The organism is Pontibacter diazotrophicus (assembly GCF_003367245.1).
GTDB lineage: Bacteria > Bacteroidota > Bacteroidia > Cytophagales > Hymenobacteraceae > Pontibacter > Pontibacter diazotrophicus.
Genome location: NZ_QRGR01000007.1, coordinates 192,970 through 218,430, shown reverse-complemented (window position 1 = coordinate 218,430; position 25,461 = coordinate 192,970). Strand labels below are relative to the sequence as shown.

Annotated in this window: 22 protein-coding genes and 3 tRNA genes; 11 read left to right on the top strand and 14 right to left on the bottom strand. The window is 46.7% G+C overall.

Annotated elements, in window-relative coordinates:
* Positions 1-197: 197 nt before the first annotated feature.
* The 3 genes from DXT99_RS07620 to DXT99_RS07610 form a co-directional block, all read right to left on the bottom strand.
* Entirely contained in the window at positions 198-815 is a 618-nt protein-coding gene (locus DXT99_RS07620) for a DUF4403 family protein (protein WP_115564930.1), read from the bottom strand.
* Positions 816-954: 139 nt separating this feature from the next.
* Positions 955-1,027, bottom strand: a tRNA-Lys gene (locus tag DXT99_RS07615).
* 157 nt (positions 1,028-1,184) lie between these two features.
* Positions 1,185-1,257 (bottom strand) — tRNA-Lys (locus DXT99_RS07610).
* A gap of 271 nt (positions 1,258-1,528) precedes the next feature.
* Here DXT99_RS07610 and DXT99_RS07605 point away from each other — a divergent pair.
* The gene (locus DXT99_RS07605) at positions 1,529-2,062 is read left to right on the top strand and encodes an SH3 domain-containing protein (protein ID WP_246000523.1); all 534 of its coding nucleotides are present in this window, start codon (positions 1,529-1,531) and stop codon (positions 2,060-2,062) included.
* 45 nt (positions 2,063-2,107) lie between these two features.
* Here DXT99_RS07605 and DXT99_RS07600 read toward each other — a convergent pair whose 3' ends face one another.
* Complete coding sequence (locus tag DXT99_RS07600; RefSeq protein ID WP_181885064.1) at positions 2,108-2,917, bottom strand: SDR family oxidoreductase; 810 nt, start codon at positions 2,915-2,917, stop codon at positions 2,108-2,110.
* Between the two features lie 453 nt (positions 2,918-3,370).
* Between DXT99_RS07600 and rlmD the strand changes: the two genes are divergently transcribed.
* Together rlmD and DXT99_RS07590 are read left to right on the top strand one after the other, a co-directional pair.
* A complete protein-coding gene (gene rlmD / locus DXT99_RS07595; RefSeq protein ID WP_115564927.1) occupies positions 3,371-4,780 on the top strand; it encodes a 23S rRNA (uracil(1939)-C(5))-methyltransferase RlmD in 1,410 nt (469 codons plus the stop codon).
* A gap of 152 nt (positions 4,781-4,932) precedes the next feature.
* Complete coding sequence (locus DXT99_RS07590; RefSeq protein WP_115564926.1) at positions 4,933-5,301, top strand: hypothetical protein; 369 nt, start codon at positions 4,933-4,935, stop codon at positions 5,299-5,301.
* 152 nt (positions 5,302-5,453) lie between these two features.
* Here the strand turns inward: DXT99_RS07590 and thiL are convergent, their stop codons facing one another.
* The 5 genes from thiL to DXT99_RS07565 all read right to left on the bottom strand — a co-directional run bounded on the left by thiL (position 5,454) and on the right by DXT99_RS07565 (position 10,766).
* The gene (gene thiL / locus DXT99_RS07585) at positions 5,454-6,479 is read right to left on the bottom strand and encodes a thiamine-phosphate kinase (protein WP_115564925.1); all 1,026 of its coding nucleotides are present in this window, start codon (positions 6,477-6,479) and stop codon (positions 5,454-5,456) included.
* Between the two features lie 137 nt (positions 6,480-6,616).
* Positions 6,617-6,973 carry an endonuclease domain-containing protein gene (locus tag DXT99_RS07580; protein WP_115564924.1) on the bottom strand — a complete coding sequence of 119 codons (357 nt, stop codon included), beginning with the start codon at positions 6,971-6,973 and terminating at the stop codon, positions 6,617-6,619.
* Positions 6,974-7,131: 158 nt separating this feature from the next.
* Positions 7,132-9,246 (bottom strand): ComEC/Rec2 family competence protein, encoded by a 2,115-nt coding sequence (locus tag DXT99_RS07575; protein ID WP_115564923.1) that lies wholly within the window; start codon positions 9,244-9,246, stop codon positions 7,132-7,134.
* The gene (locus tag DXT99_RS07570; protein ID WP_115564922.1) at positions 9,246-9,674 is read right to left on the bottom strand and encodes a GNAT family N-acetyltransferase; all 429 of its coding nucleotides are present in this window, start codon (positions 9,672-9,674) and stop codon (positions 9,246-9,248) included. Before DXT99_RS07570 ends, DXT99_RS07575 begins: the two co-directional genes overlap by 1 nt.
* 51 nt (positions 9,675-9,725) lie before the next feature.
* Positions 9,726-10,766: a PhoH family protein gene (locus DXT99_RS07565; RefSeq protein ID WP_115564921.1), complete on the bottom strand. Its 1,041-nt coding sequence runs from the start codon at positions 10,764-10,766 to the stop codon at positions 9,726-9,728.
* A gap of 98 nt (positions 10,767-10,864) precedes the next feature.
* On the opposite strand from DXT99_RS07565, the gene DXT99_RS07560 reads away from it, so the two are divergent.
* From DXT99_RS07560 to DXT99_RS07545, 4 genes are all read left to right on the top strand, one after another.
* On the top strand, positions 10,865-11,641 hold the full coding sequence (locus DXT99_RS07560) for an SAM hydrolase/SAM-dependent halogenase family protein (RefSeq protein WP_115564920.1): 777 nt from the start codon (positions 10,865-10,867) through the stop codon (positions 11,639-11,641).
* A gap of 194 nt (positions 11,642-11,835) precedes the next feature.
* Positions 11,836-12,126, top strand: a complete 291-nt coding sequence (locus DXT99_RS07555; RefSeq protein WP_115564919.1) for a putative quinol monooxygenase — start codon at positions 11,836-11,838, stop codon at positions 12,124-12,126.
* 154 nt (positions 12,127-12,280) lie between these two features.
* Positions 12,281-12,814 carry a Fe-S protein assembly co-chaperone HscB gene (gene hscB, locus DXT99_RS07550; protein WP_115564918.1) on the top strand — a complete coding sequence of 178 codons (534 nt, stop codon included), beginning with the start codon at positions 12,281-12,283 and terminating at the stop codon, positions 12,812-12,814.
* Positions 12,815-12,825: 11 nt separating this feature from the next.
* Positions 12,826-12,909, top strand: a tRNA-Leu gene (locus DXT99_RS07545).
* Positions 12,910-13,047: 138 nt separating this feature from the next.
* Here DXT99_RS07545 and DXT99_RS07540 read toward each other — a convergent pair.
* Together DXT99_RS07540 and DXT99_RS07535 are read right to left on the bottom strand one after the other, a co-directional pair.
* Entirely contained in the window at positions 13,048-13,791 is a 744-nt protein-coding gene (locus tag DXT99_RS07540) for an HNH endonuclease (RefSeq protein ID WP_115564917.1), read from the bottom strand.
* A 1-nt stretch (position 13,792) separates the two neighbouring features.
* On the bottom strand, positions 13,793-14,965 hold the full coding sequence (locus tag DXT99_RS07535; RefSeq protein ID WP_115564916.1) for an AAA family ATPase: 1,173 nt from the start codon (positions 14,963-14,965) through the stop codon (positions 13,793-13,795).
* 629 nt (positions 14,966-15,594) lie between these two features.
* Here DXT99_RS07535 and DXT99_RS07530 point away from each other — a divergent pair.
* Complete coding sequence (locus DXT99_RS07530; RefSeq protein WP_115564915.1) at positions 15,595-16,683, top strand: NAD(P)-dependent alcohol dehydrogenase; 1,089 nt, start codon at positions 15,595-15,597, stop codon at positions 16,681-16,683.
* 155 nt (positions 16,684-16,838) lie between these two features.
* Here DXT99_RS07530 and DXT99_RS07525 read toward each other — a convergent pair whose 3' ends face one another.
* Both DXT99_RS07525 and DXT99_RS07520 read right to left on the bottom strand, forming a co-directional pair.
* Positions 16,839-18,323, bottom strand: coding sequence for an SGNH/GDSL hydrolase family protein (locus tag DXT99_RS07525; RefSeq protein WP_115564914.1), 1,485 nt, complete (start codon positions 18,321-18,323; stop codon positions 16,839-16,841).
* A 47-nt stretch (positions 18,324-18,370) separates the two neighbouring features.
* The gene (locus tag DXT99_RS07520) at positions 18,371-21,154 is read right to left on the bottom strand and encodes a TonB-dependent receptor (RefSeq protein ID WP_115564913.1); all 2,784 of its coding nucleotides are present in this window, start codon (positions 21,152-21,154) and stop codon (positions 18,371-18,373) included.
* Between the two features lie 1,117 nt (positions 21,155-22,271).
* On the opposite strand from DXT99_RS07520, the gene DXT99_RS07515 reads away from it, so the two are divergent.
* The 3 genes from DXT99_RS07515 to DXT99_RS07505 all read left to right on the top strand — a co-directional run bounded on the left by DXT99_RS07515 (position 22,272) and on the right by DXT99_RS07505 (position 24,378).
* Complete coding sequence (locus DXT99_RS07515) at positions 22,272-22,751, top strand: response regulator (protein ID WP_115564912.1); 480 nt, start codon at positions 22,272-22,274, stop codon at positions 22,749-22,751.
* A 540-nt stretch (positions 22,752-23,291) separates the two neighbouring features.
* Entirely contained in the window at positions 23,292-23,594 is a 303-nt protein-coding gene (locus DXT99_RS07510) for a hypothetical protein (protein ID WP_115564911.1), read from the top strand.
* A gap of 214 nt (positions 23,595-23,808) precedes the next feature.
* Positions 23,809-24,378 carry an EF-hand domain-containing protein gene (locus tag DXT99_RS07505; protein ID WP_115564910.1) on the top strand — a complete coding sequence of 190 codons (570 nt, stop codon included), beginning with the start codon at positions 23,809-23,811 and terminating at the stop codon, positions 24,376-24,378.
* A gap of 401 nt (positions 24,379-24,779) precedes the next feature.
* Here the strand turns inward: DXT99_RS07505 and DXT99_RS07495 are convergent, their stop codons facing one another.
* The gene (locus DXT99_RS07495) at positions 24,780-25,433 is read right to left on the bottom strand and encodes an ABC transporter ATP-binding protein (protein ID WP_115564908.1); all 654 of its coding nucleotides are present in this window, start codon (positions 25,431-25,433) and stop codon (positions 24,780-24,782) included.
* Between the last annotated feature and the right edge of the window lie 28 nt (positions 25,434-25,461).

The following is a 25,461-nucleotide window of genomic DNA, read 5'->3' as shown; positions in this document are numbered from 1 at the left end:
CTGCTAAGCCTCAGAAGACTTGGCTTCATTAAAGAAATTTCACCAGCTGTTCTGGACTTCAACCTGTTCTGGACGGTGCAGCTAACGTAGCGCTAAAAGCTTTAGATGCATAAAGCCCGGCTAATCGGGGTGATTAGCCGGGCTTATATATGTGTTAGCCCGTTCGGACTAAATTTGCTAGTGAAAAGCATGAGCATCTACTTTGGTGGCATGAGGCTAATTAAATCAAGAATCTCAAGTTTTAAATCCGCCAACAGTTCAAACGTAAGAGACACCTGTTTAGGCTGAGGCGTAACATGCTGTACACGAACCTCCTGAACAGCTCCCATTAGCTTATTGCCTTTCAAATCCAATCCTGTTTCCAGCATGCCGTTGGCTTTTAGCAGCTCTGCTGATACGATCTCACTCAGATTAACTCTTGCCTTTTTTATAATTTGGCTATAAGCTACTTTATTTACCAGCACCTCTAAAGCTGTATTGTAGAAACCGCTGGAGGTCTTGGCATCCAGCGTAAACTTCCGGACATACAGCTGCTGCGCTGCGTTGTCGTAACCGAGTGTTGCCAGAACATATAAATCAACCTGGTCGCGCTTCAGAACTGTTCGGAGAATTTTCAGTTTGATCCGGAGGATAACATCATAGTCACCTGTGCTGCTTCCTGCAAGTCCAACATCCAGTATCTGGGCGTAAGGAGGAGTAGTCTCTCCTCCTACCTGCCTGGGAATATAGTCACCCACCATTTTCTTCTGCATTAGCCCTTCCAAAGCCGGATATGAAACTGACACCGGCAAATGAATTTTAATAGCGTTCTCCATAGATATACCTACCCGTGTAGTCGTTTATGAGGGAAAGAAAAGATTTCCTGCTAGATGCTGTTCAAGTTCTATAGCAATATACTAATATTGCCAAAAGTAGAAAAAAAAAGCCTCAAACGTAGGTTTGAGGCTTAAGAAGTGATCCCGCTGGGATTCGAACCCAGGACCCATACATTAAAAGTGTATTGCTCTACCAGCTGAGCTACAGAATCAGTACTAGTTCCCGTTATTTGGGAGTGCAAAGGTAGTTAATAATTTTTATTAGCCAAAAGTTATTTTCCGTTTCAGCTATAAATTCATCTTGCTGCTGCTCAGCAAGAGTAGAAAGAAAAAGCCTTTTCATTCAGAAAAGGCTTTTTCTTTCTTTTGTGATCCCGCTGGGATTCGAACCCAGGACCCATACATTAAAAGTGTATTGCTCTACCAGCTGAGCTACAGAATCTTTTTATTAACTTGCATTTCTCAGGGCGTTTCCCTGAATTGCGATGCAAAACTAACAGCTAAGTTTTTAAATGCAAAACCTTTGGTTCAAAATATCTGCATTTTTAGTCATTTTTTTGGCCTTTCTGGCAAAACCAGCTTATGCTCAGGCAGATAAAACAACATTGGCAACAGCAGATTCTTTATTTCAAAAACAGCATTATACAGAAGCCTTCACTTTATACGAGCAAATCCTACAAGAGCAGCTGTATTCGCCCCAGATGCTTCTGAAAATGGCTTACATTAAAGAAGGCCTGCACGACTATACCGGTGCTATGTATTACCTGCATCTTTTTTATACGAAAGAACCAAGCCGTTCGGTACTGCGAAAAATGGAAGAACTGGCGCAGGCGCACCGCCTCCAGGGTTACGAGTACAACGACCTGCAGTTCTTTAAAACGCAGTTCAGCAAGCACTATATGCGTATTCTGGAGCTTATGCTGCTTGCTGCCGTTGTCACAGCCACTGTCATGTTCTTCAGATGGCGCAAGGGCCACCGGTTCAGCAAAACCTTCCAAGTCAGTTATACGCTGTACCTGCTGTTTATACTCTACTACATCAACTTCCTGAATTTAGGAGATGCGGGTATCATCACGAAAAATCATGTCGCCATTATGTCAGCTCCCTCTGCCGGAGGTTCCTGGCTGGCCACGGCCACCGAAGGACATAAAGTACCCATAAGAGGAGAGCAGGACATCTGGTACGAGATTGAGTGGAAAGGCGAGAAAGCTTTTATCCGGAAAAGCAACCTGCTGGAGTTACCCTAGCTTCGTTATTCGTTGCTCGTTATTGGTTAATCGAATAACAAATAACTATTTCTTGAGCGGCGAATCTTTCTCCTTCGCCATTACATTGAACACCAGCTTATCGGTGAGGCCGGGTAGCCACTTGTTCAGGAACACCGTCAGCTTCCCCTGAAAGGTCATCACCAGGTCGCGTTTGCGTTGCTTTGTGGCCTTCAGAATGCGTTCTGCCACTTCTTCTGCTGTCATCATGGCTCCCTCCTCCCGTGGCGACTCCCCTTGCTGAAGTCCGTCGGCTGCCAGCGCGGTGTTTCGTATGTTGGAGGCCGTAAAACCCGGACAGGCCACCATTACATGCACCCCCTGGTGCAGCATTTCGGTTCGCAGCGTCTCCAGGAAACCATGCATGGCAAACTTGGAGGCGGAGTAACCTGTGCGGGCAGGGAGACCCCGGTAACCGGCTATAGAGGAAATCCCAATAATAGAGCCTTTGCCCGCCTTTATGTAAGGCAGCGCATACTTGGTGCTGTACACGGTGCCCCAGAAGTTAATGTCCATCACCTTCCGGATAACATCCAGGTGCAGGTCCTCAAAAAGGGCGCGCATCGAGATACCTGCGTTGTTTATCAGCACATCCAGGCGGCCGTACATGTTCATTGTTTTCTGCACCATTTGCTCACACTGCTCCTCCACGCTCACATCGGCCTGCACAGGCAGGTTATCGATGCCTGCAGCTGCCAATTCCTGCGATGTCTGCTCCAGGTTCTGCAGATTACGCCCTGTAAAGACCACCTTCGCTCCTGCCCTGCCAAAAGCAAAGGCACAGGCCTTCCCGATACCGGACGTGCCGCCTGTAATTAAAACTACTTTATCTTTCATGCTGATGAAGTTCCTTATTTAGAGCTGCAAAGATAAAGGTTATTGTTAATTGCTTTTTGTTGATTGTTTGAGGAAGGGACTACTGTATCTGAATTGCTCTTCCAGTTCAACCTGTGTCCTTTTATTCACATAAAGGTTAATCACAATCGGGATGATACTAAATTATTTTGTACTGGCTTCAAGTCCCAGCGGGACGTTCTGTTGATAGCTTGAAAGGTAAAGAAGCATATTCAGCTCCGTAGGAGCGGCCTGTTCAACATCCCTAACAGGCCGCTCCTACGGAGTTGGAAAATCCATAGCATTTGAATTCTATCAACAGGTCGTCCCGCTGGGACTTTTCTTAAAAATTTTGTTCAGTTAAGCCCATCCTACATTATCCCATAACCACTCTCTTCATCATCATATCACCTCTCCCTCCCTTTTCTCCTCTATTTTGATTAATTTTGCAGCATTGTGAGAAAACAGAAGAAAAATAAATTCGAAATACTCGAAAATATTAAAATCGAGGAGATGGTGGCGGAGGGAAAATGCCTGGCGCGCCATAACAATATGGTGATTTTTGTGAGTGGTGTGGCTCCCGGCGACGTGGTAGACTTACGTGTTACCCGCAAAAAGAAAAGCTTTTTAGAGGCCGTGCCTGTTGCTTTCCGGGAGCACTCAGAGCTGCGCGTGGAGCCTTTCTGTGAGCACTTCGGGGTATGCGGCGGCTGTAAGTGGCAGCACATTGGCTACGACACACAGCTGTATTACAAACAGAAGCAGGTGAAGGACAACCTGGAGCGCATCGGCAAAGTGGCGTTGCCGGAGTTTGACCCCATCCTGGGCTCTGCCAAAACAAGGTACTACCGTAACAAATTGGAGTTTACCTTCTCGCCCAATGGCTGGCTCACCAACGAGCAGATAAAGTCTGTGGAGGAATTCGACCGCAATGCACTGGGTTTCCATATCCCTGGCCGCTTCGATAAGATCCTGGACATCCAGCACTGCTACCTGCAGCCGGACCCGTCGAATGCTATTCGCCTGGAAGTGCGTCAGTATGGGCGGGAGCATGGGCTGGAATTCTTTGATGTGGTGAAGCAGGCAGGCTTCCTGCGCAACCTCATCATCCGGACAGCCAACACCGGGGAACTGATGGTGATTCTGCAGGTATTCCGGGATGACCGGGAGGCGATTCTGGGAATTATGGAGCACCTGAAGGTGACATTCCCTGAAATCACTTCACTGCAGTATGTGGTGAACCCGAAAGGCAATGAGACTTACCATGACCTGGAGGTTGTGTGCTACCATGGCTTGCCTTATATACACGAAGAGATGGAGGGCATTCAATTCCGCGTGGGGCCAAAGTCATTTTACCAGACCAACGCGGACCAGGCGTACGAACTCTACAAACTGACAAGGGAATTTGCAGGCTTGACAGGAGACGAACTGGTGTATGACCTGTATACTGGCGCCGGAACGATTGCAAACTTTGTGGCCCGGCAGTGCCGCGAGGTGATTGGTATTGAGTATGTGCCGAGTGCCATTGAAGATGCCAAAATCAACTCCCAGATCAACAACATCACCAATACCACGTTTTATGCAGGAGACATGAAAGACATTCTTTCGGATGAACTGGTGGAGCGCCATGGTCGGCCTGATGTAGTGATTACGGACCCACCACGCGCCGGCATGCACGAGGATGTAATAGCAAAACTGTTGCAGGTGCACCCGGAGCGTATTGTGTACGTAAGCTGTAACCCAGCCACACAGGCACGCGACCTGGAGTTGCTTTCCGCTAAGTATAACGTGGCCCGCGTGCAACCCGTGGACATGTTCCCGCAGACGCACCACGTAGAAAACATTGTATTGTTAACAGCGAAATAGACACACGTATCACGAAGCACGTATCAGGACATCACTGAGATGACGGTGTTCTGCGTGATTATGGCCTGTTATAAGTCGGCAAAGCTCACGGAGAAGTAAAATTTAGAAAGCCTTTTGTCGTGATACGTGCTACCTGATACGCAAAAAGAAATATGGAAAACGATCCGGAATTAAACGGTAAATACCTTGGCACCATCTCCAAAGATTTTGTGGTGGTGGCCGAGACGCTGAAAGAAGCATCGTACCAGGTGCGCAAACGCAAAATATCAGAATACCCGATTTTTGTATTCAGCCGCACACAGGTGCCGGTGGGTTCTGTCTTTCTCGCAAAAGAGGAAGCGGCGCTGGAGTGGCACATCAACGCTTCCTACTTAGAAGACTTCGTGCAGCGGCAACTGGTGATGCCTGATAAAGTAGACGATTTTAAAGCCGCCTACAAAGACCCTGATGAGTACTGCTGCCTCTTCGTGGTAGACGAAGACTTCCAGAACTTTGTGTTCATTCCTTTTCCGGAGGATTGATGTTTCGTAGCTCGTAACACGTATTTCATATCACGTAAAACGGCTGCTGAAAGAAAAACAGAAGAGGCTGCTCCGACACATTCGGGCAACCTCTTCTGTTTTTAGGATTCTAGATACACTCTAAATCGTGATACGAAATACGTGATACGCCACTAAAAATGGCTCCAGCCCTGCGCCTTTAGCGGGAATGCCTGTCCGTGCTTATTGGCGATGTTCACGCCCTCGCTTGCTTCGGTTATCTTGCCGATGATGGTGATGTCCGGGTGATTTTTTACTTTGTCATGGTCAGATAGTGGAATGGTAAACAGCAATTCGTAATCTTCGCCGCCATTCATGATACAGGTAATTGGGTCGAGGTTAAACTCCACGGCCGTCTCCAGCATTTGCCCGTCGGCAGGCAGGTTGTCTTTGTAAACCGTAGCGCCTACTCCCGACTGGCTACAGATGTGCATCAGCTCAGAGGCTAAGCCATCTGAAATATCTATCATCGAAGTAGGTTTGATACCCAGCTCCTTCAGTTCATACACCACATCCATACGGGCCTCTGGCCGCAACTGGCGGCCCACAATGTATTGCTTGTTCTCCAACTCAGGCTGCATGTCGGGGTTGGCCATAAATGCCTGCTTCTCCCGCTCCAGCACCTGCAGGCCCAGGTAAGCAGCGCCTAAATCGCCTGTCACACAAACAAGGTCGTTCACCTGGGCACCGCTGCGCAACACGGCTTCTCCTTTAGCCACCTCTCCTATCGCTGTCACGCTAATCACCAGGCCCGCTCTGGACGAGGTGGTATCGCCACCAATCAGGTCTACGTTATAGTTCTCACAGGCCAGGCGAATGCCTTCGTATAGTTCTTCCACGGCTTCCACTGTAAAGCGTGCGCCCAAACCGATGTTTACTGTAATTTGGGTTGGCTTTGCATTCATGGCCGCAATATCCGACACATTCACAGCCACAGCCTTGTAACCCAGGTGCTTCAGCGGGCAGAAGGTTAAATCGAAGTGCACACTTTCCAGCAGCATATCGCTTGTCACCACCAGTTGCTTCTCCTGCGGCTCCAGCACGGCGGCATCGTCACCGATACCTTTCACCGAAGATGCATTTCGCAACTCAAATTTCTCTTTTATTCGCTTAATCAAGCCAAACTCACCAAGTTCGCTCAGCGGGGTATAGTCACTCATAATGTTTTAACTTTTGGATGTGCAAAGATACGGAAATTGAGGGAAGAAGTCTTTCATTCATATAACGGGGGCTGTTGCTGAAAACCGCGGCACCGGGTCCAACCACCCCTGCCCCTCCTTGTCTAAGGAGGGGAGTTTTACCTACTGAAGCTACTGCTGATTTCCTGTAGTACGGCCTCCAGGTTTTGGAATATCTCTTTGTTTTCAAAACGTAGCACATTTATACCTAAGCTCTCCAGTGCCTGGTCCCGCTTCTCATCAAAATACTCAGAGTTGGAGTTTTGGTGGATTTGTCCATCCAGTTCTATGGCTAATCTTTCTGAAGGACAGTAGAAGTCAAGAATATAGTTAGCAACACTATGCTGCCTCCTAAACTTTCGCCCCTCCATCTGACCTTCCTTTAGATATTTCCAAAGTTCTGCCTCAGCGGGTGTTAAACTACCTCTAAGCTCTCTTCTGTTCTCCTTCAGATACTTCCTATTATGCAGCGCCATTATATTATTGTCTGTTTTATTAATTTAATATACAGAAAATGAAAGTAAAGGTATAGTAAACCTAGGCAAGCAGAAGTAGTAATAGCAGGCTCCCCTCCTTGGACAAGGAGGGGCAGGGGTGGTTGGACCCGGTACATCAGAAATAGTAAAGGCAGGCATTACCGCAAACGCACCACCAGAGCCCCGGAATCAGCCACATCATAATAAGCAATGCCAAGGGTGTCGAGTTGCTGGTGAAGCCGCTGGCGGTACCAGGGGCTGTTAGAGGCGTCCAATACTACTTTACCGGGAGCATAGCTTTGTAAATCCTGCGGCTTAAGGCGGACGTTATTGCGTAGCAGTAAGTAATCAAGGGTCAATGGCTGTTTTGATAGTAGCTGCGGGGGATGCGATAGCAGCAGCATGCGCTGCCCCTGCCACACCAGCAAGCTGTTACTGTCAGGCAGCATGGTGAAAGTGGCTGCCATTGCAGCGCCTCCTCCCAGAGAAGCGAACTGTGGCTGTTCTACTCCAATATGCCAGAGGTGCGGCTGAATGTTAAAGGTGTAATCACTTTCATTGAGCAGCAGTAAGGAATCAGCCAGTACAGTAGCTTGCTGCCCTTGCACCAACGCCACACCCGTGGCCCCACGCACATTGTAAATAGTAAACAGCTCCTGCTCTTTCTGCTGCACTGTTTCCCACACCTCCTGTGCAGCCAGCACTGCCACTATCACAGTAGCCATGGCAAAGTACCGAAGCTTTTTGAGTGCCATGAAAAGTATCAGGGTGATAAAAAGCCCATACAGCAGCCAGGTCTGCAATGCTGTAATATCGATGCCGTTGAGGAGGGCGTAAGGCAAGTTCTGAACAAGTCCGTTAAACCAGTTCATCAACCAGACAATTCCGGCGTGTAGCGCAAACAACAGCCCGCTCAACACGGGTACCCAACTAAGGGCCAAAGCAGTGATACCGGTATACAAGGCAAACATAGCAGCAGGCACCACCACCAGGTTGGCAAACCAGAAGTATACCGGGAACTGGTGGAAGTAATACAGCCCCAGCGGCAGCGTAGCCACTTGTGCCGCTACTGCCACTGTGAAATACATCCATACCTTATCCAGCAGCCAGTTGTTTACCTCCAGCAATTGATACAATTTCGGTTGCAGGTACACGATACCCAGCACGGCCAAGAACGATAGCTGAAAGCCGACCTCCTTTAGGTTGTAAGGGTTCAGCAGGAGCAGCACAGCGGCGGCTATGGCAATGGTGTTATAGATGTTTGTCTGCCGCTTGATGGCTGTGCCCACCGTAACGAAACTGAACATAACCACTGCCCGCAACACGGAGGGTGACAAGCCCGTCAGGAAAGCGTAGGTCCACAGAAAAGAAAGTATCAGCGCTGCCTGTAGTACCCGCTGCCGCACAGTGGGAGCCATGAAACTGAACAGCCATACCAGCACTAAGTAAATCAGACCGACATGCAGCCCCGACACCGCCAGCACATGCATGGTACCCGTGCTGGCGTAGGCGCTCCGGATAGAATTATCCAGCTCATCCTTTACACCCAGGATCAAGGCAGAGGAAATAGCATACTCCCGCCTTGCCTCCACCCTCTCCCGCAGCAACTGATCGAGGTTGCGGCGCAAGTGCATACTGGCTGCTAGCAGGGGGTTAGGTGGCGACGCAGCAACTTTCTGCGCCTGGAACGCCTGCAGGTAATGGCGATGGTAAATGCCCTTGTTGGCGAGGTACTGCCGGTAATCGAACTGATTGGGGTTGCCAGGCGGCGCCACTTCCTGTGGAGCACCTTTTACCAGGAGCATATCGCCATAATTGAGTTCATACACTTTCTCCGAATCGTGGGGGATGGAAAGCTGCACGTTGCCAGCTGCTGGCTGCCACTGTCCGTTTACCTGCACCTGCTGCACCTGCAGGACGGTGCTTTGGTAGCCGGGCTTCTGAAGCACATAATCATCCACCACCCCTACATAATAGGCTGGTTGCCCGGACAGGTGCAACAGGTGCTGCGGGTTATTTTTTGCCGTATTCAGGTGCGTTGCCCAGAAACCAAGGGCCATGAAACAAAGCAGCCCCACAATACCGGCCGTGTTTGTTGCTACTCCAGCTTTAACCTTTAAGCTGTATACAGCTGCTATGATGAAAGCAGCTACAAAAAAGGCGAAGACCTCCGCGCTGTAACGGAGGTCTTCGCCTAAAATCAAGTACAGCAGGATACCTGCTATCAAACTCAGCGTGATACGGATAAAAGGGTATGGTGCCCACCGCAGCATCAGCCTTTGAAAATCATCTTGTAGTGCTGAATATCACACTCGCTGAACATATCACCCTCTGTTGCAAAGCCGTGGCGCTTGTAGAAGTTTACAGCTGGCAACTGGGCATGCAGGTAGATTTCTTTAGCTGCATGTTCTTTTCGCACATCCTGCAGCACAGCTTCCAGCAGCTTTGCTCCCACGTTTTTATTGCGGTATTCTGCCAACACCGCAAAGCGCTCCAACTTGATGCCTTTGTCTGTCACTCGCCAGCGGGCTGCGCCGCAAGGTACTCCCTCGCAGGTTGCCAGATAATGTTTAGCAGTGCCTTCATACTGGTCATACTCCGCATCGGCAGGCACCTGCTGCTCTATTACAAAAACCTTCTCGCGGATGCTGTAAGCTGCCTTCAGATCCTGCTCCTGGTCTATTCGCTTTAGCTCAATCATATAAAAATAGATAGAGGCGCAACAAGTTGCGCCTCTACAAGCTATGTTAGTTTAATATTCGCTGTTGAACTTTCTTCGCCGATCATAAGAGGGCTCTTTCCTGTCATCTTCAGCTGACTTTGCCTCGACTCTGGAAGCACGGCGCTCTTCTTCAAGCTTAGTGTAAGCGTTCACAATATCGCGTACCAGTCTGTGGCGCACAATGTCTTCCGCGCTCATTTCAACGAAACCGATGCCCTTTACACCGCGCAATATGTTCAGCACTTCCATTAAACCGGAACGCTGGTTACGCGGAAGGTCTACCTGCGACCAGTCACCGTTCACCATTACTTTGGCATTCGGCCCCATACGCGTCAGGAACATTTTCATCTGCGCCGGGGTGGTATTCTGCGCCTCATCCAACAGCACAAAAGCATTGTTCAGCGTACGGCCACGCATGTAAGCGAGGGGTGCAATTTCAATGATTTTGTTTTCCTGGTAATATTTAAGCTTTTCTACCGGAATCATGTCTTCCAGGGCATCATAGATAGGGCGCAGGTAAGGGTCTACCTTCTCCTTCATGTCGCCGGGCAAAAAGCCCAGGCTTTCGCCTGCCTCTACCACTGGCCTGGAAATAATGATTTTCTTTACTTCTTTGTTTTTAAGCGCACGCACCGCTAGCGCCACAGAAACATAGGTTTTACCTGTACCGGCAGGCCCGAGGGCAAACACCAGGTCGTTTTTCTCTACAGCATCCACCAGCTTTTGCTGGTTGGCTGTTCTGGCTTTTATAATACCGCCCTTACTGCCATACACAATCACGTCCGGGGAAGTAATAATTACTTCCTCATCTGTAAAAGAGTCAGAAGAAAGGTATCTATTTACACTGCTGTGCGTAATCTTTCCAAACTTATGATAGTGATCAATAAGAGAACCCAGTATTTCATGGATCTTCGTTATCTCGGGCGTCTGGCCCTGTATTTTAATCTCATTGCCTCTCGAGATGATTTTACTGCTCGGGAAGGCTGCAGCCAACTGCTTTATATTTTGATTCTCTGTCCCCAGAAAGTCAATTAGAGAAATATTCTCTAAGGTTATGATTTTCTCTACCAAATTATTGCTCCTCTATATAGTCTGTGAGTAATGTTTTCTTTAAATTAAGTAAATTTGGTTTATATTAGTACAAATTCACAAAGATTATAGTTCGTGTTATGGCTGTAATTACGTTTACATCAGATTTTGGGTATAACGATCACTACGTGGCCGCTGTAAAAGCCAAAATTCTTTCTCAGGAAGCGCAGGCAACCATCGTGGATGTGTCGCATGCCATCGAACCCTATAACATTGCCCATGCCGAATTCGTGCTTGGCTCTGTTTACCGGGAGTTCCCGGAGGGTACGGTGCATTTAGCCGCGATTGACACCCACGGGAATAGACACGGCAAATTTCATGCAGCAAAGTACAAAGGGCACTACTTTCTTTTAGCAGACAATGGCCTGTTATCGCTCCTGACAGACGGGCAACCTGAGATAGTGGTAGAACTGAAGGCTGATCGGCAACTGATGCCTTTCCCGGCGAAAGACCTGCTGGCAAATGCCGCCGTTTTCTTGGCTAAAGGGGGTGACATTGAGGTACTGGGTGAGCACACCAGCCACTACAGGCAGCTGCTGAACCGCCAGTTGCGCCTGAGCGACCACTCTATTTCGGGGCACGTGATTCATGTGGACCGCTACGGCAACCTGATAACAGACATCACTGCCGACAGCATTGATACCATCGCCCACGGCCGCACTTTCACCATTCACTTCGGACGCGAAACCGTAGGCCGCATCTATCCTACGTACAACCAGGTAGACGACGGCGACTGCTGCTGTATCTATAACAGCCAGGGCCAGCTCTGCATCGGCATCAACAAAGGCCACGCCGCAGAGTTACTGGGCCTCGGCTTCGACTCGCAGGTGGATGTGCGGTTTTATCCGGGAAGTTAAATTTCGTTATTCGTTGTTGGTTGTTCGTTATTAGTTTGTGGTACTTTGGGACTGCTTGTGCCTAAGCGCATACCGAAGAGCAGTGGCTATGTAAAATATTTAGATAGCTTTTTTCTGTTCTGGTAGCACCTGAGTCCAACAGCAGCTACTATTTAAACGAGCAACGAATAACGAACAACAAGTAACTAACAACCATGATAGTTCGCATCGTCAGGATGACGTTTAAACCGGAGAACACGGAGGAGTTTCTGGAAATATTCCGGAGCTCAAAAGAGAAAATACGCGCCTTTGAGGGATGTAAGCATGTAGAGTTGCTGCAGGATGTAAACACACCGAACGTGTACAGCACCTACAGCCTCTGGGAGTCAGAAGCGCACCTGAACGAGTACCGCAACTCAGAACTCTTTGGGCAGGTGTGGCCAATTACTAAAAAGCTTTTCGCCGATAAACCGCAGGCCTGGTCCTATACTTCAGTAGAGATTTAACTTGTCAGGTATCATTTAATATTTGTCAATTATCAGGAACACCAAAATAGCTTTATAGGACACGCTTGAACAATCCTGCCCCATTTGCTGTACCTTTGATAAGGAAAGAGAGCTTCAAGCGCATTTCTGATACATGTAAAATGATAATTGATAAATGAGCAACTACTTCGAAATTTACGATATACCGGAAAGCTTTCTGCTGGACGAGAAGGCGCTGAAAAATACGTACTATAAACTGAGCCGCGAGTACCATCCCGACTTTTACGCCAACGAGCCGCAGGAGAAACAGCAGGAGATTCTGCAGCTTTCCACCCGGAACACGAACGCCTACCGCACCCTCTCAGACCCGGACCTGCGCATGCAGTACATCCTGAAGGCGCACGGCATACTGGAGGAAGGCAAAAACGAGATTCCCTCTGACTTCCTGATGGAGATGATGGACATAAACGAGGAACTGATGGAGCTGGAGTTCGACTTCGACGCCGATAAGTTTCATGAAATTGGCGAGAAAACGAACGGTGTGGTGGCGCAGCTGGACAATGATATTCTGCCGGTTTTGCAACGATACCCTGAGCTTCATGGAGTTACCAAAGACGAGGCCCTGCAGCAGGTAAAAACCTATTATCTGAAGAAAAAATATCTGTTGCGAATTCAGGAAACATTATCTAAGTTTGCAGCACGTTCCTGAAAGGGAAACACGCCCGGATGGCGGAATTGGTAGACGCGTTGGTCTCAAACACCAATGAGGTTACACTCGTGCCGGTTCGACTCCGGCTCCGGGTACTTTTAATAGATAAAAAGCCCTGTAAATCAAATATTTACAGGGCTTTTTTGTTTTTGGGGGACGGTGTAGGGGACGGATTAAAGTATTTTTGGTCTATAGGTTTAAAAAACTGTTATACATATATACAGCTATCATTTTTATTGAGTTTCTAACATTATCCCTCTTGAACGACAATGAAGTTTCTCAAAATTATCTGACCATAAATCAAAAGTCTTCAGTTCATTAACAATCTGCTGATATACATCATTGTGATGCAGTACTGTGGAACAAGTTGCTGCGTAAATCGATTCTGGTTGGCAAAGCTTTAGTAGTTCTTCTACTATCGTTAATAATTTGTTCTTCCTCTGTGTTATTCTATTTGCTTTGTAAGCCTCTAATCTTTCAAAAGCGAGGTCAACACTATTTTGTAATTCTTCACCTATTTCAAATCTTTTTAATACAGCTCTGGCCGAATTATTTAAATTCACAACATCAATTGTTGTTTTGCCTATTTCGGTTTTCCCTTTGAATCTGTATAAGTGCAATTTTAAATGTTCCTTAGGATCTTCTTTAAATGGGTTTATTATTGGTTCATAATTCACATTGTGAGCACCCTTACTTCCATTACATCTTTTACAAGATGGAAGCAGATTATCCCAGTCTAGAACTTTGTCAGGATGATTTGATTTATCTTCAAAATGTTCTACCTCAAGATACTTACTTTCTTCTGTTACATTGCATTCGCAATAGGCACATTTATTAAAACTTAACTCAAGAAGCACTTTCTTTACTTCTTCGATATTCCAAACGCTCTCCCCTGTAACTTTAAATGTTCTTGTTTGGCTGGAAACAAAGTCAGGAGTTAGAACTATAGGGCTATGTGTTCTTTTTAATCCTATCATATTACTCTCCTTTGATTCCTGCTAATTGAAAGCTTAAAAGTTTTCTTAAATGATTATGTGGATGTAACATAAGGTTAAGCTCATCAAAAGAGAGTCTTGCATTTAAGTAATCATTAGAATCAATAGAATTTTCAAATCTTACTATCAAATTGTTAAACTCTTCTGTTCTGGTATTACCCATGCCCATTACATCTGAAAGAACTTCCTCAACAGTCCATCCTTTGAATCCATATTCAGTTTGCGGCAACTCTCTTTGAATAACATGATTATCCTTGAAACCTAATGCTATAATTTCATTTGGGTCCGCAGCTTGTATGACGTGAGGGCTATGAGTGGTTGTAATAAATTGAGCCAAAGGAAAAGCTTTCTTTAAAATTGAAATTATTTTTCCTTGCCATTCTGGATGGAGGTGCAGTTCTAATTCATCTATCAGAATAATTCCGTTAAAATCTTTAGCTTGTAATTTAGGCTCAGTAAAGCGATATTCTATTTCTTTTATTATACCAAATAATATAGATAGAATGGACTTGAAGCCTGAGGATAAATACTCATAATAAATTTCTCCACTTGGAGTGTTGACCATGATTTCATTTGAAGAGGCATCTACTCTGCTAAAAGCAAAGTCTTTATTCAAGAATGAGAAACAAGTTTTGGCAAACACAAAATTATTCATTTGTTCTGTAGTCAAAGCACCAGGATGAGCTGAATATAAGTATCTATTTACAAACCAATTCTTAACGTCTGTGAAACTTATTCCTGATTTAGCATCATTAAATAATTGGCTCTGTTCCTTTTTGCTGTCCTTAGTAATTGACTGCAAAGGCTGATACCCAAACAACCTAGTAGTTTTCAAGGATATTAGCTTGTTAGAGAATTGATGCAAGCCTTGTATAGTAGTTCTTTTTTCTGGAGTGAAGGCACTAAATGAAGCTGAATGGTTTTGCAAAGAGCCAGTATCGTTCTGTATATAGATTTTAATCAAGCTATTTTCAGCTTTTACATTTCTTTTTAAGATTGAAGTTTCCCCATATGAAAATAAATGAGCAATGGATTCAAGAGCTGTTGTTTTCCCAATTCCATTTGGCCCACAAATAATATTCATTTGGTTGTGGAAGTTCAAATCTAAATTTTGAATTCCTCCAACTCCTACTATTTGAATCTGTTGTATTTTCATTAGCAAAGGTTTATCGAGTTTCGCATAAATATAACAATTGCTAAATTTATCTATGTTATAATATCGTCATACCAGGTCTATATAAGCCTGAGATTATATTAAATCAGAAAGAACGGTATTTCCCGGTCTTTCTGCTAAAACTCTTCCGTCATAAATAAAGCAGAGTGCTGCTCACAGCTCAGATAGTAGAGGAAGTAGTCTATAGATGCTAACATTCCACTTTCTTCCCAGTGTCGCTGCTCCTCTTTTGGCAGTTCTTCGAAGCTGAACTCATCTCTCACCCCTCAGCATTTTCTGCAAGGATTTGTTTGCAACCTAAACAGTTCATGGATGCACATAGTACGAGCATCTTTTCATCCTCAACAAATAATCTTGCCTGGTTAAATGTCAACCGAAAACCTGTATAAAACTTGCTTAATTTTTTTTCGAATTTTATATTACATTACTAATAATTATTTATATTTACCCATCACTCTCATAGCATGTCGTGAGAGGAATCTGCGAATAAGCTATTCCTAGGGATTACCCCTACCTTTTCATAACCTCCTGTAAGAGAAGACTTTTACTTCTAAAACTCTTCTCTCTGTCCTTTTGACTCTTCTTCATCAGTCACTTCAAAAAAAACACTTATGCTCACAACAGAACCGTCAACCGAAAAAGCTACTGCTACAAAATCAACTCATGTAAAAAGCTATGCTGCCCAGGATGCTACTTCCGGACTTGCTCCCTGGGATCTTGAAAGAAGAGCGCCAGGACCACATGATGTTCAAATGGAAATTCTCTACTGTGGGGTATGTCATACAGACTTACACTTTGCGCGAAACGACTGGGGTATATCGATGTATCCGCTTGTGCCCGGGCATGAGATAGTGGGCGTCGTTACCAGTGTTGGCGAGCATGTAAAAAAATTTAAAACTGGTGACATCGTTGGTGTAGGCTGTATGGTTGACTCCTGCAGGACCTGCGATAATTGCAAGAATGAGCTGGAGCAATACTGCTCAAACGGCAATGTGCTAACCTACAGTTGGTATGAGAAAGACGGTAAAACCATCACTTATGGTGGTTACGCTAAGCAGATAGTTGTGAATGAAGATTTTGTGGTGCGTATACCTGATACGCTTCCCTTAGAGAAAGTGGCACCACTACTTTGTGCTGGCATTACGACCTACTCTCCTTTCAAAAAGTGGAATATCGGGAAAGGGCATAAAGTAGGTGTTGTGGGTCTGGGCGGCCTTGGGCATATGGCAGTAAAATTTGGTGCCGCCTTTGGGGCTGAAGTAACTGTGCTGAGCACGTCTCCTTCAAAAAAAGAAGACGCTATAAGCTTGGGAGCACATAAATTTGTATTCACGAAAGACGAGGAGCAAGTCCAGAAACTAGCTGGATACTTTGATTATATTATCGACACTGTTTCTTCGCCTCATGATTACAATCTTTATCTGAACATGCTAAAATCGGATGCGACCATCATTTGCCTGGGTGTGCCCCCAGAGCAAATCCAGGCTTCTCCATTCCCCTTACTGTTCCAGCGCAGGAATATAGCGGGTTCCATTATTGGCAGCATAGCCGAAACACAGGAAATGCTGAATTTCTGTGCCGACCACAAAATTACTTCTGATGTGGAGGTGATAGATATGAAAGATATCAATCACGCTTTTGAGAGAATGGAAAAAAGTGATGTCAAGTACCGGTTTGTAATTGACATTGCCACACTTTAAATAAGGTATAAGAGTAAAGAGAGAGCTCAGCCGCCCGTCCCTGCTTTGCAGATCGGCCGGCTGAGCTCTCTCTTTGTTTTACCAAGTCTTTATTTCACAAGGATAGTGAACTAGTTGCTTCTTGAAGTCCGAGCTGTATTATCAGCAACCTTCTCTTAGCTCTCCGGCAAAATATTCTGCCGGTAATTACGGATGTTAACAGGTGGCAGCGTTGAGCCGAATTCAGCGTTGATGGCCTCGATGAATTCATTCGCGATCAGGGCCTGCCCCATTGGATTAGGGTGAATCCCGTCTACTGAAATATAGCCTCCCGGGGCAATGCTGTTCCGGCTATTGTCCAGCCCTTCATACAGTTGGTAAATATCCGCCACAGCCAAGCGACCTGCATAGTTTCCAGCATTTGCAGCTGCCCTGATGGCTGTATTGAAAGCTTCTATTCGAGCTTTCACCATGTTTCCCTCCGTTTCATCCAGCACATACCTGCTATCTATCGGCTTCGTTATCCCCCAGCCTGCCCGTTGCCCTGGATTACAGGCGCTGATTGAACCTGCCAGCAGCGAATCCTGCGGCGTAGTCAGCACCAGAAAGTCCCTGCCGGGGTCCATGTGCCGTAGGCCTGTGGCTGTGGTGATGACAGGATAATTTACCTTGCCGGCCCTGAAGTTAACGGCAGCCGCGGCGGGTCCCAGTTGCGCGTACCCTGCATTAAGTGCAGCAGCCTGCTCCTCTGATAAGGCAAAAGGTAAAGGCGAGTTGGCTCCGCCTGTTGTCAGGGCATCGTTGATAACCCTGAAGAAAGGTGCTTTTGTAAGGTCAGGGACAGTAGCCACAACCCCTTTGGTGTTCACCCCGCTTAATAAGGCGTTCAGCGAAGCACTTAGCGCTGCTTCAAACACGGCGGGGTCCGTCATATCGTTTGCTGTGTAAGTAGCAGGGTTCGTACCGGGGTTCGCGTTACCCGAGCCGCCCGATATGGCGTAAAAGAGCACATCGCTGAGGCCCAGCCAGTAGGAGAAGAATGTTGGCTGGGCCGCAAGAGCATCACCCAGCACACTGGCCGCAGGAGCCGACGCAAAGCGCCAATAAAAAGGATTGCCCTGCTGCGGACTGGCACCATAGCCGTTTACAAGCACATGAAAGCTCCTGGTGCCTGGGGCACTGAAATTGTTCAGCGCGGCCCTGTCCGCGTCATAAGGTGCCAGGTTGTCTCCGGGTACTATCGGAGCCGGTGTTAAACCGAGGGTGTTGGTTGCCAGGGGATTTGATGCACAAGTAGGCAGAACAAACCGGAAGCGCCCCACCGGCGTGGTAGTGCCCGGCACAAACCCACTGAAACCTGCTCCTGTAGGAGAAGCAAATACGGGCATATTGAAAGCCGCGCCGCCATTTACCAGCTTCATGCGTTCTGCCAGTATTACGGGATAAGCATTTTGCTGCCCCTCCTCATAAAGCGCATTATCCATGAATCCAGCTGTAATAGAATTACCGACAGCTACATATTTGCTGAAATCTGCTGTTCCGGCTACAGGTGCTGTACGGGGGTTGGTTGGGTCATCGGCCGGCTCAGGCGGCGTATAGGAGCAGGAGAACAAGAAGCTCACCAAAAACAGCGACAGACAGGATATTTTTAAGTTTTTCATGCTCGTATGGGTTTTGAATTGAACATATCTGTACAAAGGCGGAGTAATCAGTTCAGCAGTTCGTCAAACGTGATCGACACATAATAAAGCCCCCCGATATAAGGCCCGCCATACACCTGCCGGATGCGGTTGTTTGTTACATTAGAGCCCCCGATTCTGAAGATGGACTTAATGGCCGGCACCTTGTAGCTTACCTGGGCATCCAGGGTATAGTAAGAGGGTATAAGGGCATCGTTTATACCTGCAATAAAGGACGACTGCCAGATATAGGAATCAGACCAGCGGAAGGCGGCACTAAAGCCCAGGTTGCGGTACACATTACGGTTGCCTACCGTCAGGTTAAATTTCCATTCTGGTGTATTGAAACCGGCTATCTGGTCCGGGTTAACGTCCTCTCCCAGGTCCAGTTTGTTCCAGTTCGTGTTTCCCCCAAACGTGTAGCCACCCAGGATATAGGTTACCCCAAGTGCTGCCCCCTGCGCCGCCACCTGCTGGTCGGCATTCGTATAAAGCTGGTAGGGCTGGAAACGGCTCAAGGCAATATCAAAAGCAGCAGCCTGGGGGTTTGTCTGGATGTCGCTTTCCGTCTGGACCACTGTTGTGCCCAAAATGAAATCCCTGTAAGAGCTGTAATAATAATTGATATCGAACATAAGCGATTTGTCGAGCAGCAGCCCCTTATACCCTACCTCGTACGCACGCACCTGCTCGGGCTTCACATAGTCTACTTCTGCTGCCTGCAGTATACCCGCATTCTGGATAACAGCCCGGGAGCTGTTTACCCCTTCAATTACATCCAGCTGCACTTCATTTCCGAAAGCCTGCACGGAGGACAGGGTGATGGTGTTGGAGCCGGGGCCATACAAGTTAAGCCCGCGGCTGGTGGCTGGAACTCCGCCTACCAGTATGGCCTGGCCTACATTCAGGAATATAAACTGGTCCTGGGTCGTGGGATTGCGGAAACCGGTCTGGAAAGAAGCCCTGAAATTATGGTTTTCAGCTACAGTGAATACAGCAGAAGCCCTTGGTGTAAACCGGCCCTGGAAGTTCTCGTTTTTATCGTAGCGCAGGGAGGCGGTGATTTTCAATCTGTCTGATAGAAGCCGTTTAATGGCCTGCGCATAGGCGCCATACTCGTAGATGGTGATATCATTGCCCACAGTGTCGCTGAAGATAGTCCCGTTGGAGTTCAAATCATAGAGTCTGTAATTTCCGCCAATTTGCACATCTACTACTTTGCCCGTCCAGCGGCTCAGGTCATATTGGCCTTCGGTATGGTACATCTTCGTTTGATCGTCGAACTTGGCTCCCCTCCTGAAGTCTGTCAGGCCCTGTAACCGCTCTTTTTCCCGGTCGAATTCAGGTGTGCCAGGCTCCAGACGGCCCCTGTCAGCGAAACTACGGGCAACGTCATGATTGCCCGGCGTCAGGGTTTGCACAATACCCAGGTAGGCGGCGGCATATTCCTGAAACCACTGCTGGTCACTTTTCCAGGTGCGGTTCAGGTTCAGGGCCAGGAATCGGGAATCATAAGAATCGCCCGAATCCTCGAAAGTAGAATAGGTGCGGGCAAAGAAATTGCTGCCTCTCAGCTCCAGTTTGTGCTGCTGCAGGGTGAAGTTTTTGATGGCGTAGCGGTTTGCCGCCTGGTAAACAGAGGTACCGGCACCATATTTATAATGGTAGATCACTTCCAGCCGCTCCGTTACCCGGTAATGCAGGGCGGCATCGCCCTTCAGGCTATAGGTATCGTAATCTACCAGGTCTTCTTCCAGGTACCCTGTTCGGGCCACCCGCACCGGCAGGCCAAAAGGACCAATCGGCAAACTGGTTACTGCTTCATCCCCATAAACGTTCAAGGCATTGTAAGCCGGGTTGTCGGGGTCGTTGCCCTGCGTGGCGTAGGATAAAGGGTCTACGTTTTCGGTACTGTTGGCGTGCCAGTCGTGTGCCGTCATGTACGCCAGGTTCACTTTAAAGGCAAAACGGTTGTTGATGGCCTTCGCATATCGGATCATGCCTTCGTACATCGGGCTGGGAGATGCATCACGGCCATCTATGTGGTTCACACCCAGCTTTACCATCGCACTGAAGCCCTGGTAGTCGAACGGGTTCTTGCTGGTCATGTTAATTACACCGTTAAAGGCGTTTGGTCCGTAAAGGGCGGAAGCAGCTCCGGGAATAATCTCCACGCTCTCGGCATCCAGATCAGAAATGCCGACCATATTTCCGACCGGAATGTTGAGCCCCGGTGCTTGGTTATCCATCCCATCGATAAACTGCACAAAGCGGTTGTTAGACGTACTCATAAAGCCACGGGTGTTGATTATTTTAAAGCCCAGGCTGGAAGTAATAATATCCACGGTCTTCAGGTTCTGTAAGCCTTCGTAAAAGCTGGCGGCCGGTGTTTCACGTATCGCCCGCGCGTCCATCTTCTCCACACTCACAGGTGAGCGCATGATGTTTTCCTCTACCCGGGAAGCCGTGACCACCACTTCAGAACCTAACACCTGCCCTTCCGAAAGGGCAACATCCAAATCTGACCGGCTCTCTGTAATGCTGATTTCCTGTGGTGTGAATCCTACCATTGAAAACACGAGGGTGAAGGGTGTAGGCGTGTTGGTAGTTAAACGGTATTGGCCCCTGCTGTCGGTGCTGGTACCAACCATCCTGTCCCGTACATAGACGTTAACACCCACTAGGGGCTCTCTTGTGCTGGCATCCGTCACCTGTCCAGACACCGTAACTGCTGTCTGCGAAAATGCCTCCACTCCCGGGATGAATAATGTCAGCAACAGCAGTAAGATTGAATTTTGTAGAATCTTGCGCATATCGTGCGATTTAAAAATGAAGGAAACCTGCTAGAAAGAACTGATAAACTGAAAGCGGCTAAAGCAAAAGAAGGGTCACTGGTCGGATCCTGAGCTACACCTCATACTGTAGTGCAGCTTTGAGTAGCAGCCTGAGAGCTTTGATAAAGATTTAAAGAGGAAAAATAGAAATATATAAAAAACGTATTCCTTAATAGGTTAAGGCCGCGGCTCCATTGTAGATGCTTTGATTTGAGCCTGGATTCTCAGTCTCAAAAACAGTCTGAAGAGAAGAAGCATCTGGTTCAATTGTGCATAAAATTTAACTTTAAATTGGAATAATTCCAATTTTATTTTCGAATTTGTTAGAAACATAAGTTAGTTACAGTTCAGGCACCTATCTCTCAGGAAGCTTTATCCTGTCATAAGCACAGCCCCTCCTCTATTATGGCCCGGCATATTAATATGCCTTTCCACCAGGAAGTAATGGATGGTTTAGCAACAGCAGGTTGAGTAGTGCAACCTGGGTTGAAACTTATTATACCTCCCATACAGTGGTGCTTCAACAACATCACACTTAATAAAATAGCTGTTTACTAACCTAATCGGTACATTCATATAATTTCTCATCTGTCTATTACCCGGACAATGTATATTTAATCGCAAAATTATACCATCAGGTATTCTGCAGATAATTACCTGTTTTCAACTTACTTGATAGCTGGTGGATTGCCAATGTTGATAGTAAAAACTATAGGGAGACTTTGCTGCAGTATTAAGAGCAGATAAGGGTGCAAAAATATTTTATGATGTGTCAGGATTATTGGCACTAAGTTTAAGTAACCAGGTATAAACGGTGGAAGCTTTGTGAAAACTACTCTCAGAAAAGCGCCTGCAAAAAACAGCTGTGGTCATGCCATAGGTTGCTTTCTCAAAACACGAGCAGAAGAAATATACAGCAAATCAAAGCCTGATTTCAATGGCAACATAAAGGTGGGAACATTTTCGACCCGGTAGCACACAGGAATGGCTATGGCAGAAAAAGGGAATATCATGAAGCCCCGCGTGGCCTTTGAAGTAGAGGGTTCTTATTGAATAGAAGGTGATTAATGGGAAACATTATTAGTAAAGAATACAGATGTATTTAACAAAGTATTATCAGTTTATTTACCAGGCAATTGCGCCTGTAAATCAGTTTTTACATGTGCCAGGGTTAAAGTCAGGTAAAAAGGGACTAAAACAACCTAAAACAGTTCTGTTGGTAGATGATGATAACCTCTCCATCTTTTTATCTAAAAGAGTGCTGAAGATGTCGGGTATAGAGGCCGAAATTCTGACTGCGCAGCACGGCCAGGAGGCTTTGGCCATAATCAGAGAATTGTATTGTAGCGGCCGTTACCCGGAATTGGTCCTGTTAGACATTAATATGCCAGTTATGGGCGGCTTTACGCTTTTGGAGGAGCTGCAAAAGTCCGTTGACTGGAAGTCTTCCTCCATGAGGATTGTCATCCTCAGTTCTTCGCTGCACGATCTGGAATTAGCAAGGGCAAAGGAGCTCCCTGTGGTTGGTTACATTGAGAAACCTCTTTCAAAAGAAAAGCTGTCCTGTTTCTTGTAGCACCGTATTTCCCTTTTTGCTTCAATGGTGCGTTCCCGTGGAGATGCCTTTATTCAACAGAAATAGGGCTTATGGTAGCCTTGGAAGGCAGCACTAAAACTCGCATGTTAGGCTCAGTACCTCTCCTTTGATGCAAAAAAGGAACCTGTGGTAAACACGCCCTGCCATACGTGCAATCGTGCCTGAAAAATAGCCAATAGTGAATATTTTAAACACATATATACAATCATATATTTCTATAGTTAAACAATATTCACACAATTTAACTATACTAAGATTAGTTAATTCCGAAAGAAGAAGAAACAATAATTGCCTTTGGTTTGCAGCCGGGCGAAAAAGAAAGGAATATCAGGGAAGAAAAGCCAACAAAGCAATAAACCAAAAGCAGCTGGCAAGAGGCTGAATATGCTGCCTGTCTGTATCAGGAGACATACGGCACGAACTAAAACTGAAGAAACTCTCCTGCCTTTTCAGGCTATGAAAACAAACTTAACCTATACATGCTTTTCCTGTGCCCTGTAAATAAGAACTACTTACAGGATGCTACCAAGAAATGGTAGCCCGCAGGAGGCGGGGAAACTTCAGTTAAAAGATGGAAAAAGCCGCTTACGATTACTTGAAGATCACTCTGGGCAAGCGGGAGGCGCTAAACCTGTACTACCCCGGCTCACCGCGTACATCAGGGAGCATGACGCCACCAGCTTTAGCAGTTTCATGGCGTTCAGAGACAGCACGGTGGAGGACTATGTGCTCATGGCTTTTGTACTGCACATCATGCTGACCCGGCACCAGGAAATGTTGGCGCAACTAATGCCGATGGCAGCAAAGGAAGCAAGCGTATGATGCCATATATGCAGGACTAAGGTCTGTTCCAACATATACTATACTCCCTTCTATTTATATGCACTTATTACTTGTCCGCTACCTCTAAGGCAAGTTCCTTTCACACTCATCTTCATGCAGTTACAGCACTTTGCACTGAACGATATCTGACAGGCCGCGTAGGTTTTAGCAAGCGCCTGAAAATTAAATTAGCTAACAAACCTAAAGGAGATTGATGAAAAAAGGAGAACGAAACTCCCTGAGGATGATAAGAAGTATTCTAAGTTTATTTTTTATGGCCGGAGTGGCAGCCTGCAATGGAGAAACAGAGGTAGTAGAGCAAGAGGTTGTTACAGATGATGTGGCTGTGGCTGAAACCTGGGATGAGGAAGAATACTATACAACCTTCGGCACCACAACGTACTATGAAGACTGGGACATAGACGAAGATAGTTTACTGAACGAGGAGGAATTTACCGCCAGCTTCTATCAAATCTGGGACTTGAACAACGATGGAAGGATCTCCCAGGGCGAGTGGACCACGGTGGTGTCAGATTATGGTAATGGTATAGATGCGGCAGATTGGCAACCATGGGACACTGATGGCGATGGCTTTATAGAAAGGGTAGAGTTCGACGGAGACTTTGCTGAACTGGGCTGGTACAACACCTGGGATACAGACGGTGACGGACAGCTAACGGAGCGGGAGTACATAACCGGTACTTTCACATTATGGGATACAAATGGTGATAATGTACTGGATACCGCGGAGTACAGACGCCATCAAACTTACTACAGCAATTAAGTGTTTGCAGCCCAGAAAGTGAGTCTGTAGCATCATGATAGCGAAGCATGAAGAAGGGGATGAACTTCCCCTATTTCTAACTCAGGCCGTCCTGCTTATAAGAAATAGGTTCCTACAGTAGAGACAATAAGAGAGATAATATACAGAATAAAGAACCATTTAAAGAGCTTTTTCCTGTTGATGGAGTTCTTTAAAAATGGGTAAAATAAGAAGTAGACCAAACCAACAACAGCAAACAAGATACTTATTACTTTTAGCATAGTTCTGGTTTTTATGGCTGCCAATTAAAGGTTTGTACTTTAAAAATGTCCGTTTCATAAATGAACGGCTCACTCGGATTGGGCAAGAAAAATCCGCATAAACCGTTCATCATTCAAATTCATGAACCGGCGGAAAATTACTTAATCGACTATTACACCGTCTTTCATGACCAGCGTGCGATCGGCCATACCAGCTAGCTGCTCGTTGTGCGTCACAATTACGAACGTCTGGTTAAACTCATCCCGCAGGCGGAAAAATATCTCATGCAGTTCCTGCGCATTCTGCGAATCGAGGTTACCACTCGGTTCATCCGCGAAGATAATGCGGGGAGAGTTGATAAGCGCCCGGGCCACGGCAGTACGCTGCTGCTCCCCACCTGACATTTCGGAGGGCTTATGTTCCAGGCGGTGCGACAGGCCAAGCATCTGCAGGAGCTGCTCTGCCTGCTCCCGCACTTCCTTTTCAGGCCTTCCGGCCAGAAAGCCAGGCAAGCAAGCATTCTCTAAAGCCGTGAACTCTGGCAACAGGTTATGGAACTGAAAGATAAAGCCAACGTGCTTGTTCCGGAAACGCGCCATTTCAGAGGCATTCATCTTTGCTATGTTTTTGCCATCAAAAAGCACCTCGCCTTTGTCTGTTGTGTCGAGGGTGCCTAGTATGTGTAGCAAAGTGCTTTTTCCGGCTCCTGAAGCCCCTACAATAGAGACTACCTCACCAGCGGAAATTGTCAAATCGATGCCCTTGAGCACCTCCAGCGAACCGTATTTCTTATATATGTTTGTTACCTGCAGCACTATAGAAGGGTATTGTGTATGCGTATGA